General features: G+C 64.4%; 13 protein-coding genes and 2 tRNA genes. 8 read left to right on the top strand and 7 right to left on the bottom strand.

Annotation, left to right across the window (positions count from 1 at the left end; translation table 11 throughout):
• The first annotated feature begins 103 nt into the window (after positions 1 to 103).
• The 4 genes from infC to BMX67_RS08465 all read left to right on the top strand — a co-directional run bounded on the left by infC (position 104) and on the right by BMX67_RS08465 (position 4,437).
• Positions 104 to 694: a translation initiation factor IF-3 gene (gene infC, locus BMX67_RS08480; RefSeq protein WP_175479867.1), complete on the top strand. Its 591-nt coding sequence runs from the start codon at positions 104 to 106 to the stop codon at positions 692 to 694.
• Positions 695 to 848: 154 nt separating this feature from the next.
• Positions 849 to 1,307 carry a dUTP diphosphatase gene (dut, locus tag BMX67_RS08475; protein WP_342707914.1) on the top strand — a complete coding sequence of 153 codons (459 nt, stop codon included), beginning with the start codon at positions 849 to 851 and terminating at the stop codon, positions 1,305 to 1,307.
• A 4-nt stretch (positions 1,308 to 1,311) separates the two neighbouring features.
• Positions 1,312 to 2,385 carry a HesA/MoeB/ThiF family protein gene (locus BMX67_RS08470; RefSeq protein ID WP_090734083.1) on the top strand — a complete coding sequence of 358 codons (1,074 nt, stop codon included), beginning with the start codon at positions 1,312 to 1,314 and terminating at the stop codon, positions 2,383 to 2,385.
• Between the two features lie 27 nt (positions 2,386 to 2,412).
• On the top strand, positions 2,413 to 4,437 hold the full coding sequence (locus tag BMX67_RS08465) for a M3 family metallopeptidase (RefSeq protein WP_090734081.1): 2,025 nt from the start codon (positions 2,413 to 2,415) through the stop codon (positions 4,435 to 4,437).
• Between the two features lie 126 nt (positions 4,438 to 4,563).
• Here BMX67_RS08465 and BMX67_RS08460 read toward each other — a convergent pair whose 3' ends face one another.
• A complete protein-coding gene (locus tag BMX67_RS08460) occupies positions 4,564 to 5,115 on the bottom strand; it encodes an SH3 domain-containing protein (RefSeq protein WP_090734396.1) in 552 nt (183 codons plus the stop codon).
• Between the two features lie 242 nt (positions 5,116 to 5,357).
• Between BMX67_RS08460 and BMX67_RS08455 the strand changes: the two genes are divergently transcribed.
• Genes BMX67_RS08455 through BMX67_RS08445 form a run of 3 tightly spaced genes read left to right on the top strand, consistent with a single transcriptional unit; the run spans position 5,358 to position 8,537 of the window.
• Complete coding sequence (locus BMX67_RS08455) at positions 5,358 to 6,362, top strand: 2-hydroxyacid dehydrogenase (protein WP_090734080.1); 1,005 nt, start codon at positions 5,358 to 5,360, stop codon at positions 6,360 to 6,362.
• 29 nt (positions 6,363 to 6,391) lie between these two features.
• Complete coding sequence (locus tag BMX67_RS08450) at positions 6,392 to 7,570, top strand: MFS transporter (RefSeq protein ID WP_090734078.1); 1,179 nt, start codon at positions 6,392 to 6,394, stop codon at positions 7,568 to 7,570.
• A gap of 43 nt (positions 7,571 to 7,613) precedes the next feature.
• Positions 7,614 to 8,537, top strand: coding sequence for a LysR family transcriptional regulator (locus tag BMX67_RS08445; protein ID WP_090734394.1), 924 nt, complete (start codon positions 7,614 to 7,616; stop codon positions 8,535 to 8,537).
• Here BMX67_RS08445 and panB read toward each other — a convergent pair.
• From panB to uvrA, 6 genes are all read right to left on the bottom strand, one after another.
• Positions 8,528 to 9,337 (bottom strand): 3-methyl-2-oxobutanoate hydroxymethyltransferase, encoded by an 810-nt coding sequence (panB, locus tag BMX67_RS08440; protein WP_090734077.1) that lies wholly within the window; start codon positions 9,335 to 9,337, stop codon positions 8,528 to 8,530. The two genes, BMX67_RS08445 and panB, sit on opposite strands and share 10 nt — an antisense overlap.
• A gap of 10 nt (positions 9,338 to 9,347) precedes the next feature.
• Positions 9,348 to 10,205, bottom strand: coding sequence for a pantoate--beta-alanine ligase (gene panC / locus BMX67_RS08435; protein ID WP_090734075.1), 858 nt, complete (start codon positions 10,203 to 10,205; stop codon positions 9,348 to 9,350).
• 119 nt (positions 10,206 to 10,324) lie between these two features.
• Entirely contained in the window at positions 10,325 to 10,738 is a 414-nt protein-coding gene (locus tag BMX67_RS08430) for a universal stress protein (RefSeq protein ID WP_175479857.1), read from the bottom strand.
• A 159-nt stretch (positions 10,739 to 10,897) separates the two neighbouring features.
• Positions 10,898 to 10,972 (bottom strand) — tRNA-Gly (locus tag BMX67_RS08425).
• Positions 10,973 to 11,133: 161 nt separating this feature from the next.
• Positions 11,134 to 11,208 (bottom strand) — tRNA-Gly (locus BMX67_RS08420).
• Positions 11,209 to 11,329: 121 nt separating this feature from the next.
• Positions 11,330 to 14,188, bottom strand: a complete 2,859-nt coding sequence (gene uvrA, locus BMX67_RS08415) for an excinuclease ABC subunit UvrA (RefSeq protein ID WP_090734072.1) — start codon at positions 14,186 to 14,188, stop codon at positions 11,330 to 11,332.
• A gap of 292 nt (positions 14,189 to 14,480) precedes the next feature.
• On the opposite strand from uvrA, the gene BMX67_RS08410 reads away from it, so the two are divergent.
• Positions 14,481 to 14,823: biotin carboxylase N-terminal domain-containing protein (locus BMX67_RS08410; RefSeq protein WP_139206470.1), on the top strand; the 343-nt coding region annotated here is incomplete at its 3' end.

Here is a 14,823-nt window from a genome sequence, read left to right as displayed (position 1 = left end):
ACAAGCGTCAGCCCCCGAAAAGCGCATAGCAATGTCCCAAACCGCGCCAAACGCGGCTGAAAACCCATCCGCGCCGGTCAAATCCGGTTGAATTGGTGCGCCACTGGCCTTATTTTCGCTCCATTCCCGCCATGGCCACAAAAGGAGTAACGCCATAGCTCGTCGACCGCATAACGCACCGCCCACCCGTGACACCGGCCCCCGCGTCAACGAACGCATCCGCGTGTCTGAAATCCGCCTGATCGGTCCCGACGGAGAGAATGTCGGCGTCGTGTCGCCTTCGGTCGGCCTGGAGATGGCAAGGGATGCCGGGCTGGATCTGGTCGAGATTTCGCCCAACGCAGCCCCCCCGGTCTGCAAGGTCATGGATCTGGGCAAGTTCAAGTATGAACAGCAGAAACGCGAGGCCGAGGCCCGCAAGAAGCAGAAGGTCATCGATATCAAAGAGGTCAAGTTCCGTCCGGGAACCGACACCCATGATTACGACGTCAAGATGCGCAACGTGATGAAATTCCTGGACGCGGGCGACAAGGTGAAGGTTACCTTGCGGTTCCGCGGTCGCGAAATGGCCCACCAGGATCTTGGTCTGGAACTGCTGAACCGCGTCAAGGATGACGTGGGCGAGGCCGGCAAGGTCGAGGCGATGCCCAAGCTGGAAGGCCGTCAGATGGTGATGATGATCGCCCCGCGCTGATCACGTCCCACTGTCACAGGTTTCGAAACCGCGCGATGCCTTCGCGCGGTTTTTTCATGCCATGCCCTTGCACCGTTCCCATGCGTCGTCCCCTCGCATGGCCCCGGCGCGGCGACTGGGCTATCACCGCATGAACCCAAAGAAGGAGCGAATCGTGGAAATCAGGATTCTGGACGCGCGGCTGAATGACTGGGGCCTGCCCAAATACCAGACCGAGGGCTCGGCCGCGCTGGATCTGTTTGCCTGCGTCGAACAGACCACGCTGATCCAGCCACAGGCACCGGCGGTTCTGATCAGTTCCGGCCTGGCACTGAATTTCGGCGATATGGGGCTGGCGGGGCTGGTCCTGCCGCGTTCGGGGATGGGCCACAAGAAGGGGCTGGTTCTGGGCAATACCGTCGGCCTGATCGACCCCGACTACACAGGCGAAATCATGATCAGCACATGGAACCGCAACCCTGCGGGCAGCGATCCCATCACCATCCAGCCCGGCGAACGGATCGCGCAGTTGCTGTTCGTGCCGGTGCTGCGCCCTGACCTGACGGTGGTTCAGGAATTTTCCGGCGCGACCGCGCGGGCGGCCGGCGGCTTCGGCTCGACCGGGTCGGTATAGACCGATGCTGGGGCTGTGGCTGCTGATCCTGCTGGTGGCTGTCGGTCGGGTGTTTCGCCTGCCGCGCCGGGTCGTGGTGGCGATGCTGGCCTGCCTGTGGCTGGGCATCGTGCTGTTGCTGGCGACTGCGCCGGGCAGTGCGGCGGCCGCGCAGATCGGTGGCTCGGCCCAGCAATGGTTGGTGGCGGGGGCGGCGCTGTTGCTGATCCTGCTTTATCGGGCCGGGCTGCGCCTGTTACGCAGCCGGGCCGAGGCGCGCGCCCCGCATCAGGTCGCCAGCCCCGATGACGGCATGATGAGCGATGCCGAACTGGATCGCTATGCCCGCCATCTTGTGCTGCGCGAAATCGGCGGGCCGGGGCAGATGCGGCTGCGGCAGGCACGGGTGCTGATCGTGGGTGCAGGTGGGTTGGGATCGCCTGTCTGCCTGTATCTGGCGGCGGCAGGGGTCGGTCATATCACGCTGGCCGATGATGATACGGTCAGCCTGTCGAACCTGCAGCGGCAGGTGATATTCCGCGCGGATCAGCGCGGTCTGCTGAAGGTCGATGCCGCCGCCAGCGCGATGGCCGATCTGAACGCGCATGTTTCGGTGGCGCCCCATCCCCACCGCATCACCGAGGCGGACCGCGATCTGATCGCGGCGCATGATCTGGTGATCGACGGCACCGATGGCTTTGCCGCGCGGGCGGGCATCAACGTGGCTTGCGTCGCGGCGGGCGTGCCGCTGATCGCGGGGGCGATCACGCAATGGGAAGGGCAGGTGACCTTGTACGATCCGGCCCGTGGCGGCCCCTGCATGGCCTGCCTGTTCCCGGTCGCGCCCGCGGCGGGCCTTGCCCCGCCCTGCGCCGAGGCCGGCGTGATCGGCCCGTTGCCCGGCGTCATCGGCAGTCTGATGGCGCTGGAGGCGATCAAGCATCTGACCGGTGCCGGGCAGGGTCTGCGCGGACAGATGATGATCTTTGACGGGCTTTACGGCGAAACCCGGATGATCCGGACCACGGCGCGGGACGAATGCGCGGTCTGCGGTGAAACCGGCGCGGGCCCTCTGGAAAGCGGTCGGGGGGCGGCATAGGTTCAGGCCAAAGACAGGAGGCCCGAAATGAACCCCGAACTGACCCATTGGACCGGCCCCGAGGGTCTGCCCCGCTTCGATCTGATCCGCGATGAGGACTTCGCCCCCGCATTCGAGCGCGAACTGGCCGCCGCCGAGGCCGCGATCGAGGCGATTGCCGCCAATCCCGATGCCCCTGATTTCCACAATACCGTTGCGGCGCTGGAAACCGCGGATGAGGGGCTGAGCAGGGTTCTGTCGATCTTCTACACCTTGGCGTCGGTTGATTCGAATCCGGCGCGACAGGCCCTGCAGCGCGATTTCGCGCCCCGTCTGGCCGCCTATGGCAGCAAGGTCAGCATGGACCCGCGCCTGCATGCCAGGATCAGCGCCATCGCGCAGGATCTGGACGCGCTGTCGCCCGAGGATCGGCGCATCACCGAACTGGCGCTGCGCGATCTGAACCGGGCAGGGGCGGGGCTGACCGGGGCCGCGCGGGACCGCATGGCCGACATCCGGGCCCGCATGGCCGTGTTGACGACCGAATTTTCGCAGAACGTGCTGGCGGACGAGCGTGATTACATGCTGCCCGTCCCTGAGGATCGGCTGCATGGCCTGCCAGAGTGGCTGATCCGATCCATGCGCGCCGCCGGGAAAGAGCGTGGGGTCGATGGGCATGTCGTCACCCTGAACCGTTCACTGATCGTCCCGTTCCTGGAATATGCCGAGGATCGGGCGCTGCGCGAGGTGGCGTTCAAGGCCTGGGCTGCGCGGGGTTCGGGTCACGGCGCTGGCGGTGACAAGACCGATAACCTGCCGCTGATCCGGGAAATTCTGGCGTTGCGGCATGAACGGGCGCAGTTGCTGGGCTATGCCGATTTCGCGGCCTACAAGCTGGAACCCGAAATGGCCGGCAGCGCCGAACGGGTGGCCGAGCTGCTGCATCAGGTCTGGACCCCGGCCACACGCCGCGCCGCCGAGGATCAGCGAAAGCTGACCCGGCTTGCCCGCGAGGATGGTCAGAATGAACCTGTCGCGGCCTGGGATTGGCGCTTCTACGCCGCGCGGCTGCGTCAGGCCGAACATGATGTCGATCCATCTGCGGTCAAACCCTACCTGACGCTTGACGCGATGCTGGGTGCGGTATTCGACGTTGCGCACAAGCTGTTCCGGTTGGAGTTTCAGCCGGTCGAGGCCCCGCTTTGGTCGCCCGACACCCGTGCGTGGCGCGTGACCCGCGACGGACGGCTGATGGCGATTTTCGTCGGCGATTTCTTTGCCCGGCCGTCGAAACGGTCCGGTGCGTGGTGTTCGTCGCTGCAATCCCAGCACAAGATCGGGCAGGGGCAACGTGCGATCGTCGTCAATGTCTGCAACTTCACCCCGCCGGATGCGCCGGGCGAACCCGCCTTTCTGTCATGGGACGACGCGCATACGTTGTTCCACGAGTTCGGTCACGCGACGCATCACATCCTGTCGGATGTCAGCTGGCCGTCGATTTCGGGCACATCCGTGGCGCAGGATTTCGTGGAACTGCCCAGCCAGCTTTACGAGCATTGGCTGGAACAGCCGCAGGTTCTGGACGCCCATGCCCGCCATCATGAAACCGGGCAACCGATTCCGCCGGATCTGCGCGACCGCGTGATCGCGGCGGGGCTGGCGGATGCGGGTTTCGCGACGACCGAGTATCTGGAAAGTGCGCTGGTGGATCTGGAATTCCATCGCGGCACGCCGACCGCCGACCCGATGCAGCGACAGGCCGAGATTCTGGCGGGGCTGGATGCGCCCGCGGCCATTCCGATGCGGCATGCGACGCCGCATTTCGCGCATGTGTTTTCCGGCGACAGCTATGCCAGCGGCTATTACAGCTATATGTGGTCCGAGGTCATGGATGCCGATGCCTTCGCGGCATTCGAGGAAACCGGCGACATCTTCGACAGGGCAACCGCAGAGAGGCTGGAGGCGACGATCCTGTCGCGCGGCGGCTCGGTGCCGGCAGATCGGTTGTGGCTTGATTTCCGCAAGCGGATGCCGGGGGTCGATGCGTTGTTGAAGGGACGCGGATTGGCCTGAGCTCTGCATGTCCTGACTGCCGCGTGTTCCGGGGGCGGGGTTGCCGACCTTGCGGTCGGCGTGCTGCCACCCGGGCCGGGGGCGCGCCGCTGATGCGGCGCGTGCACAACGCCGGGGCCGGGTTTCCTATTCGCGGATCTCGTCGGGATCGACACCCCAGATTGCGGTCTTGGGCAGCCAGCCGCGTTCACCGCCGCCCGACACGCTGCACCAGTCGCGGGTGCATTCGTCAAGACGCAGGATCGCCCCGGCCTCGGCCCGGGCGACGACATCGGAATCGGCATTGGCGCGGGTATGCAGTTCGGCCATGTCCTGCGTGACCAGCGTGGTGCGCACGCCCGACAGCAGCGCGTAATGCACCCAGCCGCCCGCGCCGTCCTTGTCCTCGACCCGGCGCCAGTGGCCGAATTCGGCGACCACGCGCAGCGGCATGCCCGCATGACGGAAAACCCAGTCGATGCGGTGCGACAGGCTAGGCCCGCGGCGGGCATTGCCTTCGTTGCCCTTCAGGCTGACATAGCGGGGCAGGGGCAGGTTGGTGACTGGGCCGCGCTGTTGGTTGCGCTGTGCATCGGTGGCCGGGGCTGCCTGCGCCAGCACGATATTGCCCTGCCTTACGGGGGCCTGCTGTGCCGCCGCACCCGTTGCCATGCCGAAGGACAGAATCGAAACGGTCATCCCCAGACCGAAAATCGCGCGTTGTCCGAACCCTGCCAGTGCCGTCATCTGAAACCTGTTTATGCCTGCCCTGGACAGTGCCGCGCCCCGATCCGTCACGCCGGCGCCGTCGCAGATCGCGATGGGGCGCTAACATACCGCTCGGGGGACTTGTGCCTGCCCCTTATCGCGGGCAGTTTGCCAAAAGCCGTCCGGCATTGGAAGTATGCCGACCGACACGACTTCGAGAAAGTGAGGTTATCATGGCCGCCAGCCCCAGCCCGGTTCGCCAGAAACTGAAGATCGCCGTGACGCGCCGTCTGCCCGATGCGGTCGAGACGCGGATGAAGGAACTGTTCGATGTCGATCTGCGCGACGACGACCGGAAGCTGAGCCGGGACGAACTGGTGCAGGCGATGAAGGGCTGCGATGTGCTGGTGCCGACGGTCACCGACCAGATCGACGCCAACATGCTGGCCCAGGCCGGCGAGCGGTTGAAGCTGATCGCGAATTTCGGGGCGGGGATCGATCATATCGACGTGACCTCGGCGCGGCAGCGCGGAATTCTGGTATCCAACACGCCCGGCGTCGTGACCGAGGATACCGCGGACATGACGCTGGCGCTGATCCTGGCGGTGACCCGGCGCATTCCCGAAGGGCTTGCCGAAATGCAGTCGGGTCGCTGGGGCGGCTGGGCCCCCACGGCGCATCTGGGCGGTCGCGTCGGCGGACGCCGCCTGGGCATTCTGGGCATGGGGCGTATCGGTCAGGCGGTCGCGCGGCGGGCCAATGTCTTTGGCATGCAGGTCCATTACCATAACCGCAAACGCCTGCGCCCCGAGATCGAGGACGATCTGCAGGCGACCTATTGGGAAAGCCTGGATCAGATGCTGGCGCGGATGGACATCATCAGCGTAAACGCGCCGCATACGCCCTCGACCTTTCACCTGTTGAATGCCCGGCGGCTGAAGCTGCTGAAACCCAGCGCGGTCGTGGTCAACACCTCGCGCGGCGAGGTGATCGACGAAAACGCGCTGACCCGGATGCTGCGCGCGAACGAGATCGCGGGCGCGGGCCTTGACGTGTTCGAACATGGCCACGAGATCAACCCCCGCCTGCGCGAGCTGTCGAATGTCGTGCTGTTGCCGCATATGGGCAGTGCCACGGTCGAAGGGCGGATGGAGATGGGCGAAAAGGTCATCATCAACATCAAGACCTTTGCCGACGGGCACCGGCCGCCCGATCTGGTCGTGCCCAGCATGCTGTAGGCCGATCACCCGGACCAGAAGGTTTCGCCATGCCCCTTGGACCAGAGCGCACCCGCGCCGCCGTTTCGGCGCTGTTTTTCAGCAATGGCCTGATGATCGGCAGCTGGGCACCCAAGCTGCCGACCCTGATGCAGCGTCTGTCGATCAGCGAAGGCACGGCCGGGCTGGTTGTGCTGTGCCTTGGGCTGGGCTCGCTGGTGGTGATGCCGGTCTTCGGCGCGATGACGGCACGCCACGGCTCGGCCCGGGCGGTGCGCGTGGCGACCGTGCTGGCGGTGCCCATCCTGCTGCTGATGTCGGTGGCGCCCACTATCTGGACGGTCGCGGGCAGCGTGTTCCTGTTCGGCGGGTTTCTGGGCGGCATGGATGTGGCGATGAATGCCAATGCGGTCGTGGTCGAACGCCGGCGCAAACTGGCGATCATGTCGTCCTGTCACGGCTTCTGGAGCCTTGGCGGCGTGGCCGGCGCGGGGCTGGGGGGCATCCTTCTGTCCCGCTTTGGCGAGATCGGGCACGCGGCGGTCGTGACGCTGACATTCGCGATCACCGCCGGGATCGCGCTGCGATACATGGCGCAGGACCGCCCCAGCCCGCACGAGGAAAAGCCGCCGCTGCGCCTGCCGCGTTCGGGAATGCCCTATCTGCTGGGGCTGATCGCGCTGTGCTGCATGATCCCGGAAGGGGCGATCCTCGACTGGGCGGCGGTCTATCTTCAGCGCGAGATGGGGGCCTCGCTGGCGCTTGCGGGTTGGGGTTTCGCGGCCTGTGCGGCAACGATGGCGGTGATGCGCTTTGCCGGGGATGTGATCCGCCAAAGGCTGGGCGCCGTGCGGACCTTTCGGATCAGCGCCGTGGTCGCCATGATCGGGTTGACGCTGTCCTCGATGGCCCCGACGGCGGGGCTGGCGATCGCGGGGTTCGGCATGGCCGGGCTGGGGATCGCGAATCTGGTGCCGATCGCCTTTTCCGCGGCGGGCAACATTCCCGGCCTGGCGCAGGGGATGGGCCTGTCGGTGGTCACGATGATGGGCTATTCCGGCATTCTACTGGCCCCCGGCACGATCGGGCAGCTGGCCGAATATGTCAGTTTTGGCGCGATCTATCTGGGGCTTGCGGGGCTGCTTGTCCTGCCTTTGCTGTTGTCCTCGCTGGCGCGATCGGCCGAGTTCGGCGCAGGCGGCGAAGAAGGTCTGGCACCCGCGGCCTGATCGGCGCATTGCGCCGCGCCTGCCCGCCGCTATGCTGCGGGTCATGCGCTTTTCGCTGGAACAGATCGAAACCTTCCTGACGGTGATGGAACTTGGCACCGTCACCGCTGCCGCCGCGCGGCTGAACCTGTCGAAATCCGTGGTCAGCAAGCGCGTCACCGAATTCGAGGCGACCATCGGCGCCGCCCTGTTTCGCCGCAACGCCGGACGCATCCAGCCGACCGAAGCTGCGCTGCGGCTTGCCGAACGTCTGCGCCCCGCGCTGGGGGCGCTGGTGGCGGCGACCGAGGGGGCGGGGCTGCAATCCGATGGTGCGGTGGTCCTGCGGGGCAGCCTGTCGATCGCCGCGCCGATGAGCTTTGGCACCATGTTCCTGTCGCCGATTCTGGCGCGATTTGCCAAGGCGCATCCACAGCTGGACATCAGGGTCGATTACGACGACCGCGCCCGGGATCTGATGCGCGACGGCTTTGATCTGGGCATCCGCATCGGAACGCCAAAGGACAATTCGCTGATGATGCGCAAGCTGTGCGTCGATCAGCAGGTGGTGGTCGCCAGCCCCGATTACCTTGCCGCACATGGTGCGCCGCAGGCTTTGGCGGAACTGCAGGATCATCAGATCCTTGGCTATACCCATCTGACCGACAGCGCGATGTGGCAGTTTCAGCAGAACGGTCAGGCGGTTTCGCCACGTGTCGCGGGGCGGATCACCCTGAACAACGGAGAGGCGATCCGCGACATGGCGATTGCCGGGCTGGGCCTGGGTATCCTGCCACGCTTTATCGTGGCGGCGGCGCTGCGGCAGGGGCAGCTGCAACAGGTTCTGGCACAGTATCAGACCCGGGAAATGCCGGTGATGGCAGTCTGGCCGCCGATTTCGCCCATGCCCAGCAAGCTGCGCCTGCTGATCGACCATCTGGCGCAGGAACTGGCCGGCGGCGCGCCCTGGGGCGGCGATCAGCGATAGGTCTGTTCGGCCGCCGGAAAGCTGCGATCACGGACGGCTTGGGCATATTCTGCGATGGCGTTTTCTGCGCGCGGGCCCAGATCGCCGAACTTGCGCACAAAGCGTGGCACGCGCCCCGACAGTCCCAGCATATCGTCCAGAACCAGAATTTGCCCGTCACAGCGGGCGGATGCGCCGATGCCGATGGTCGGAATGGTGACCGCCTCGGTGATCTTGACGGCCAGTTCCTCCATCACGCCTTCGACCACCAGCGAAAACGCCCCGGCCTGCTGGACGGCGCGGGCATCAGCGATATGGGCGGGCCAAGTCGCGTCGTCGCGGCCCTGTGTCTTGAAGCCGCCCATCGTGTTCGTCGCCTGCGGGGTCAGGCCGATATGACCCATGACGGGAATGCCGCGCTGGGTCAGAAAGGCGATGGTATCGGCCATGCGCGTGCCCCCTTCCAGCTTGACCGCGCCGGCGCCCGTTTCGGCCATCACCCGCGCGGCATTGCGGAATGCCTGTTCGGGGCTTTCCTCATAGCTGCCGAAGGGCATGTCGATCACCACCATCGCCCGCTGTGATCCGCGCATGACCGCCTGACCATGCAGGATCATCATGTCCAGCGTCACCCCGATGGTCGAAGGCAGCCCGTGAATCACCATGCCCAGACTGTCGCCCACCAGAATCACCTCGGCATGAGGATCGACCATGGCGGCCATCGGCGCGGTATAGGCGGTCAGCGCGACGATGGGCGTCTGCGCCTTGCGGCCGGCAATATCGGGAACCGTGATGCGGCGGATCGGGGCTTGGGCGGACATCTGAACCTCCTTACGGGTGGGCGACGCGCTGATCGATCAGCAGAACGTCACCAAAGCGAACGGCCAGCAGGATCACCACCGGGCGCGCAATTCGGGTGATCCGGGACAGGTCGGCGGCGTCGCGGATATCGATGGACTGTACCTCGCCGCGCGGTTCTGCCTGCAAGACCTGCGTGATCCTGTCGCGCAGCGCGTCGACGCCGCTGCCGCGTTCAACCATCTGCTGCGCCTGATCCAATGCCTGTGACAGCACCACGGATGCCGCGCGATCCGGCGGCGTCAGGCGACGATTGCGCGAGGACATGGCCAGACCGTCCGGCTCGCGCACGGTCGGTACGCCGATGATCGTCACCGGCATGTCCAGATCCGCGACCATCTGCCGGATCAGGGTCAGCTGTTGATAATCCTTTTCGCCAAAGGTCGCGGCATCGGGTTGAACGATGTTGAACAGCTTGGTCACGACGGTCGCCACGCCACGAAAATGTCCGGGGCGCAGCCGCCCCATCAGCATCCGCGACAGGCCCGTCACCTCGACCACGGTTTGGGCACCGGGACGATAGATGTCCTGAACGCCGGGCAGGAACACCGCGTCGCAACCTGCCTCGCGCAGCAGGCGCAGGTCGTTTTCCTCGTCCCGCGGATATTTATCCAGATCTTCATTCGGGCCGAACTGCGTCGGGTTCACGAAGATCGACGTCACGACCCGGCCCCCGCCGCGCTCTGCGACCCAGTCGCGCGCGCGGGCGACAAGCGTCAGGTGGCCCTGATGCAGTGCCCCCATCGTCGGCACCATGGCGATGGCCTGACCCTGACGGCGCCAATCGGCAGCGCAATCGCGCATCGCCTGCGTATTGCGGCAAATCTGCATTCTTGTCCTCCCCCCGCGCGTGGCGTGGGGGGCAAGCTACAGGATCGGAACCGTTTCACACAAGTGCTGCGGTGCAGCAAAAGACGTTTCTGCCGCGTCACGGGTGCTGACGCGGCGTTCTATCGCACAAGAAGCACCGACGCTTTTGCATAGCGCGCAACATAGGCCCCATGCGCGCTGAAGACGTGATCCATCAGCCCCGGAACATGGCTGGCCATCACGATCAGATCGGCGGCCTCGGCATCTGCGGCGGTGACCAGGGCGCTTGACAGTTCGACTGCAGGATCGTTGCTGTGCACGGGCAGGCTGTCGACCGTCAGTCCGGTTCTATCGGCTGTCTCGCGGGCCTTTCCGGCAAGTTTTTCCCGGAATTCCTGCGGGTTATGCGCGGCCTGCGAAGGTAGGTTCCCCTCGACGCCGACCAGTAGCAAGGTTGCGTTGTTGGTCTGCGCCATTTGCTGCGCCACCTCCAGCGAGCGGCTTAGCTTGTCCCAATGCGATAGGTCCACCGGGATCATGATCTTGTTGAACATATGAGCTTTCTCCCTGATGCGCGGCGCATCGGGTCGGGGCAGGTGGTCACGACCCATGACAGATTGCGCCAATACCAAGGTTCAGCGGATTCGCGGAATGCGTCAAGTTTTCTGGACGAAATGCAAAAGGCCGACCCCGAAGGATCGGCCTTTTTGTATTGGAGCGGGCGAGGCGATTCGAACGCCCGACCCTAACCTTGGCAAGGTTATGCTCTACCCCTGAGCTACGCCCGCACCATATCCGATGGCGTATCGCCTTCGGTGAGGGGTGATTTAGTGAAATCCGCCGGGGCCTGCAAGAGGAAAATCGCCATGGAATGTCAGGAATTTTCCCAGATCCGGAAGGTCCGGACCAATAGCAAAAGGCCGACCCCGGAGGATCGGCCTTTTTGTATTGGAGCGGGCGAGGCGATTCGAACGCCCGACCCTAACCTTGGCAAGGTTATGCTCTACCCCTGAGCTACGCCCGCACCATGTCCGATGGCGTATCGCCTTCGGTAGGCGGGCTTTTAGTCGCACTGTCCGGGGGCTGCAAGAGGAAAATCACCTGATTGCGCGATTTCCTTTGCAGCCCGCCAAATTCGCCCCTGTTCATTCCGCCGCGCGGATGCGGGCTGGTTTCAGCATCGGTTCCAGATAGCGCCCGGTATGGCTTTCGGCGATTTCGGCGACCTGTTCGGGGGTGCCCGTGGCGACGATTCGTCCGCCGCCATCGCCGCCCTCCGGGCCGATATCGATCAGCCAGTCGGCGGTCTTGATGACGTCCAGATTATGTTCGATCACCACGACCGTATTGCCCTGTTCGACAAGACTGTGCAGCACCTCCAGCAGTTTGCGCACATCTTCGAAATGCAGGCCGGTGGTCGGTTCGTCCAGGATATACAGCGTGCGCCCGGTCGATCGGCGCGACAGTTCCTTGGACAGCTTGACGCGCTGCGCCTCGCCGCCCGACAGGGTCGTGGCCTGCTGGCCGACCTTGATATATCCAAGGCCCACCTGCATCAGCGCGTCCATTTTTTCGCGGATGGACGGGACGGCGGAAAAGAACTGCTGCGCATCCTCGACGGTCATGTCCAGCACATCGGCAATGGACTTGCCCTTGAACGTCACCTCCAGCGTTTCGCGGTTATAGCGTTTGCCCTTGCAGGTTTCGCATTCGACATAGACGTCGGGCAGGAAGTGCATCTCGATCTTGATGACGCCGTCGCCTTGACAGGCCTCGCAGCGGCCCCCCTTGACGTTGAAGCTGAAACGGCCCGGCTTGTAGCCACGGGCCTTCGCCTCGGGCAGGCCGGCGAACCAGTCGCGGATCGGGGTAAAGGCGCCGGTATAGGTGGCCGGGTTCGATCGGGGAGTCCGGCCGATCGGGCGCTGGTCGATATCGATGACCTTGTCCAGATGTTCCAGCCCCTTGATCGTCTCGCAGGGGGCAGGGGTCTGGCGCGCGCCGTTCAAACGCAGGCTGGCGGTCTTGAACAGCGTTTCGATGGTCAGGGTCGATTTGCCGCCGCCCGAGACGCCCGTGACGCAGACGAATTTCCCCAGCGGGAAATCGGCGGTCACGTTCTTCAGGTTGTTGCCGGTCGCCTTGACGACGCTGACCTTCTTGCCGTTGCCCTTGCGGCGTTCGGTGGGGACGGCGATCTCGCGCGCGCCGGACAGATATTGCCCGGTCAGGCTGTTGGCATCCGCGGCGATCTGATCGGGCGTGCCGTGGCTGACCACGGTGCCGCCATGAACGCCCGCGCCGGGGCCCATGTCGAACACGTAATCCGCATGGCGGATCGCGTCCTCGTCATGTTCCACCACCAGAACCGAATTGCCCTGATCGCGCAGATTCATCAGCGTGCGCAACAAGCGGTCATTGTCGCGCTGATGCAGCCCGATCGAGGGTTCGTCCAGCACATACAACACGCCGGTCAGCCCGCTGCCGATCTGACTGGCAAGGCGGATACGCTGCGATTCCCCGCCCGACAGGGTGCCCGCCGCGCGTGACAGCGTCAGGTAATCCAGCCCGACATTCACAAGGAACCCAAGACGTTCGCGGATCTCTTTCAGGATCGCGGCGGCGATTTCGTTCTTCTGTTTGGACAGGTGGTTCGGCGCATCCTCGACCCAGGCCAATGCGTCCTTGATCGACAGTTCGACCACCTGGCCGACATGGGTGCCGGCGATCTTGACGGCCAGGGCCTCGGGTTTCAGGCGATAACCGCTGCACGCGCCGCAGGGGCGGTTGTTCTGATACCGTTCGAATTCCTCGCGGACCCACTGGCTGTCGGATTCCCGCAAGCGGCGCTGCATGTTGGGAATGACGCCTTCGAAGACGCGGCTGATCTCGTAGACGCGACCCGCGTCGTCAAAGCGGAACGGGATCTGTTCATCGCCCGAGCCGAACAGGAACATCCGCTGCACCTGATCGGGCAGGTCTTTCCACGCGGTTTTCTTGTCGAAGCCGTAATGCTTGGCCAGCGCATTGATCGTCTGGGTCAGATAGGCGGATTTCGATTTCGCCCAGGGCAGGATGGCGCCCTTGTCGACCGACAGGCTGGCATCGGGCACGACCAGCCGTTCGTCGAAGAACAGCTCGACCCCAAGGCCGTCACAGACCGGGCAGGCCCCGAAAGGCGCGTTGAACGAAAACAGCCGAGGCTCGATCTCGGGAATGGTAAAGCCGCTGACCGGGCAGGCAAAATTCTCGCTGAAGGTGATCCGTTCGGGGTCGGCATCCTTGGCGGCGGTTTCCAGAACCGCGATCCCGTCGGCCAGGTCCAGCGCGGTGCGCAGGCTGTCGGCAAGGCGCGTCTCCAACCCTTCGCGCACGACGATACGGTCCACCACCACGTCGATATTCTGGCGGAATTTCTTGTCCAGGACCGGTGGCTCATCCAGTTCGTAGAATTCGCCATTCACCTTGACGCGCTGGAAACCCTGCTTGCGCAGTTCCAGAAATTCCTTCTTGTATTCGCCCTTGCGGTCCCGAACGATGGGGGCCAGCAGATAGGCACGGGTGCCTTCCTCCAGCGCCATGATCCGGTCGACCATGTCCTGCACCTGCTGCGCCTCGATCGGCAGGCCTGTGGCGGGGGAAAACGGCGTCCCGGCCCGTGCGAACAGCAGGCGCAGATAGTCATAGATCTCGGTCACGGTACCCACGGTCGAGCGTGGGTTTTTCGAGGTCGTTTTCTGTTCGATGCTGATCGCGGGGGACAACCCGCTTATATGGTCCATGTCGGGCTTGCCCATCATGTCCAGAAACTGCCGGGCATAGGCCGACAGGCTTTCGACATAGCGGCGCTGCCCCTCGGCATAGATGGTGTCGAAGGCCAGCGAGGATTTCCCCGACCCCGAAAGCCCGGTGATCACCACCAGCTGGTCGCGTGGAATATCCATATCCACGCTTTTCAGATTATGCTCGCGCGCGCCGCGAACCTCGATGAACTTCTGTTCCATTGGCGAGCCCCCACAGACCAAGCGCATCACATAAGGAGAACCGGTGAAAAAGCAACCGCGGCATGTGAACATAATGCGAACATATCGGCAAGAACGCAGATAAAGAAATGTTGCCGCGTGGGCCGGTGGTCGGGTCTGGCCGCTGTGATGCCGTTAACCGACGCTTCGCTGTGCTTGCCTTGTCGCAGACAGTCTCTATCGTGCGCGCCGTCACGCAAGCACCAGAAATGCGAGCGCTTGCGCTGCGCTGCAGCACCGCTAGGATGCCGCGAACGGAACAAGGGGGACCGACATGTTTCAGAAGATATTGGTAGCCAATCGTGGTGAGATTGCGATCCGTTTGATGCGTGCGGCGAATGAGCTGGGCAAGCGGACGGTTGCGGTCTATGCCGAGGAGGACAAGCTTGGTCTGCACCGGTTCAAGGCCGACGAGGCTTATCGGATCGGTGAGGGTCTTGGTCCCGTGGCGGCCTATCTGTCGATCCCCGAGATCATCCGCGTGGCCAAGGAAAGCGGGGCGGACGCGATCCATCCGGGATACGGCCTTCTGTCGGAAAACCCCGAATTCGTCGATGCCTGCGCGGCGGCTGGCATCACCTTCATCGGTCCCCGCGCCGAGACGATGCGCGCGCTTG

Origin of the sequence: Paracoccus homiensis (genome assembly GCF_900111675.1) — a bacterium.
Lineage (GTDB): Bacteria > Pseudomonadota > Alphaproteobacteria > Rhodobacterales > Rhodobacteraceae > Paracoccus > Paracoccus homiensis.
This window is presented reverse-complemented; position numbering and strand designations above follow the sequence as displayed.

What these genes read in the sequence shown, in the direction of transcription:
- BMX67_RS08430 (WP_175479857.1), bottom strand. Translation starts at nt 10,738, where the DNA reads ATGTTCAACAAGATCATGATCCCGGTGGACCTATCGCATTGGGACAAG.
- BMX67_RS08445 (WP_090734394.1), top strand. Translation starts at nt 7,614, where the DNA reads ATGCGCTTTTCGCTGGAACAGATCGAAACCTTCCTGACGGTGATGGAA.
- BMX67_RS08470 (WP_090734083.1), top strand. Translation starts at nt 1,312, where the DNA reads ATGCTGGGGCTGTGGCTGCTGATCCTGCTGGTGGCTGTCGGTCGGGTG.
- BMX67_RS08460 (WP_090734396.1), bottom strand. Translation starts at nt 5,115, where the DNA reads ATGACCGTTTCGATTCTGTCCTTCGGCATGGCAACGGGTGCGGCGGCA.
- panB (WP_090734077.1), bottom strand. Translation starts at nt 9,337, where the DNA reads ATGTCCGCCCAAGCCCCGATCCGCCGCATCACGGTTCCCGATATTGCC.
- panC (WP_090734075.1), bottom strand. Translation starts at nt 10,205, where the DNA reads ATGCAGATTTGCCGCAATACGCAGGCGATGCGCGATTGCGCTGCCGAT.
- BMX67_RS08465 (WP_090734081.1), top strand. Translation starts at nt 2,413, where the DNA reads ATGAACCCCGAACTGACCCATTGGACCGGCCCCGAGGGTCTGCCCCGC.
- BMX67_RS08455 (WP_090734080.1), top strand. Translation starts at nt 5,358, where the DNA reads ATGGCCGCCAGCCCCAGCCCGGTTCGCCAGAAACTGAAGATCGCCGTG.
- BMX67_RS08450 (WP_090734078.1), top strand. Translation starts at nt 6,392, where the DNA reads ATGCCCCTTGGACCAGAGCGCACCCGCGCCGCCGTTTCGGCGCTGTTT.
- uvrA (WP_090734072.1), bottom strand. Translation starts at nt 14,188, where the DNA reads ATGGAACAGAAGTTCATCGAGGTTCGCGGCGCGCGCGAGCATAATCTG.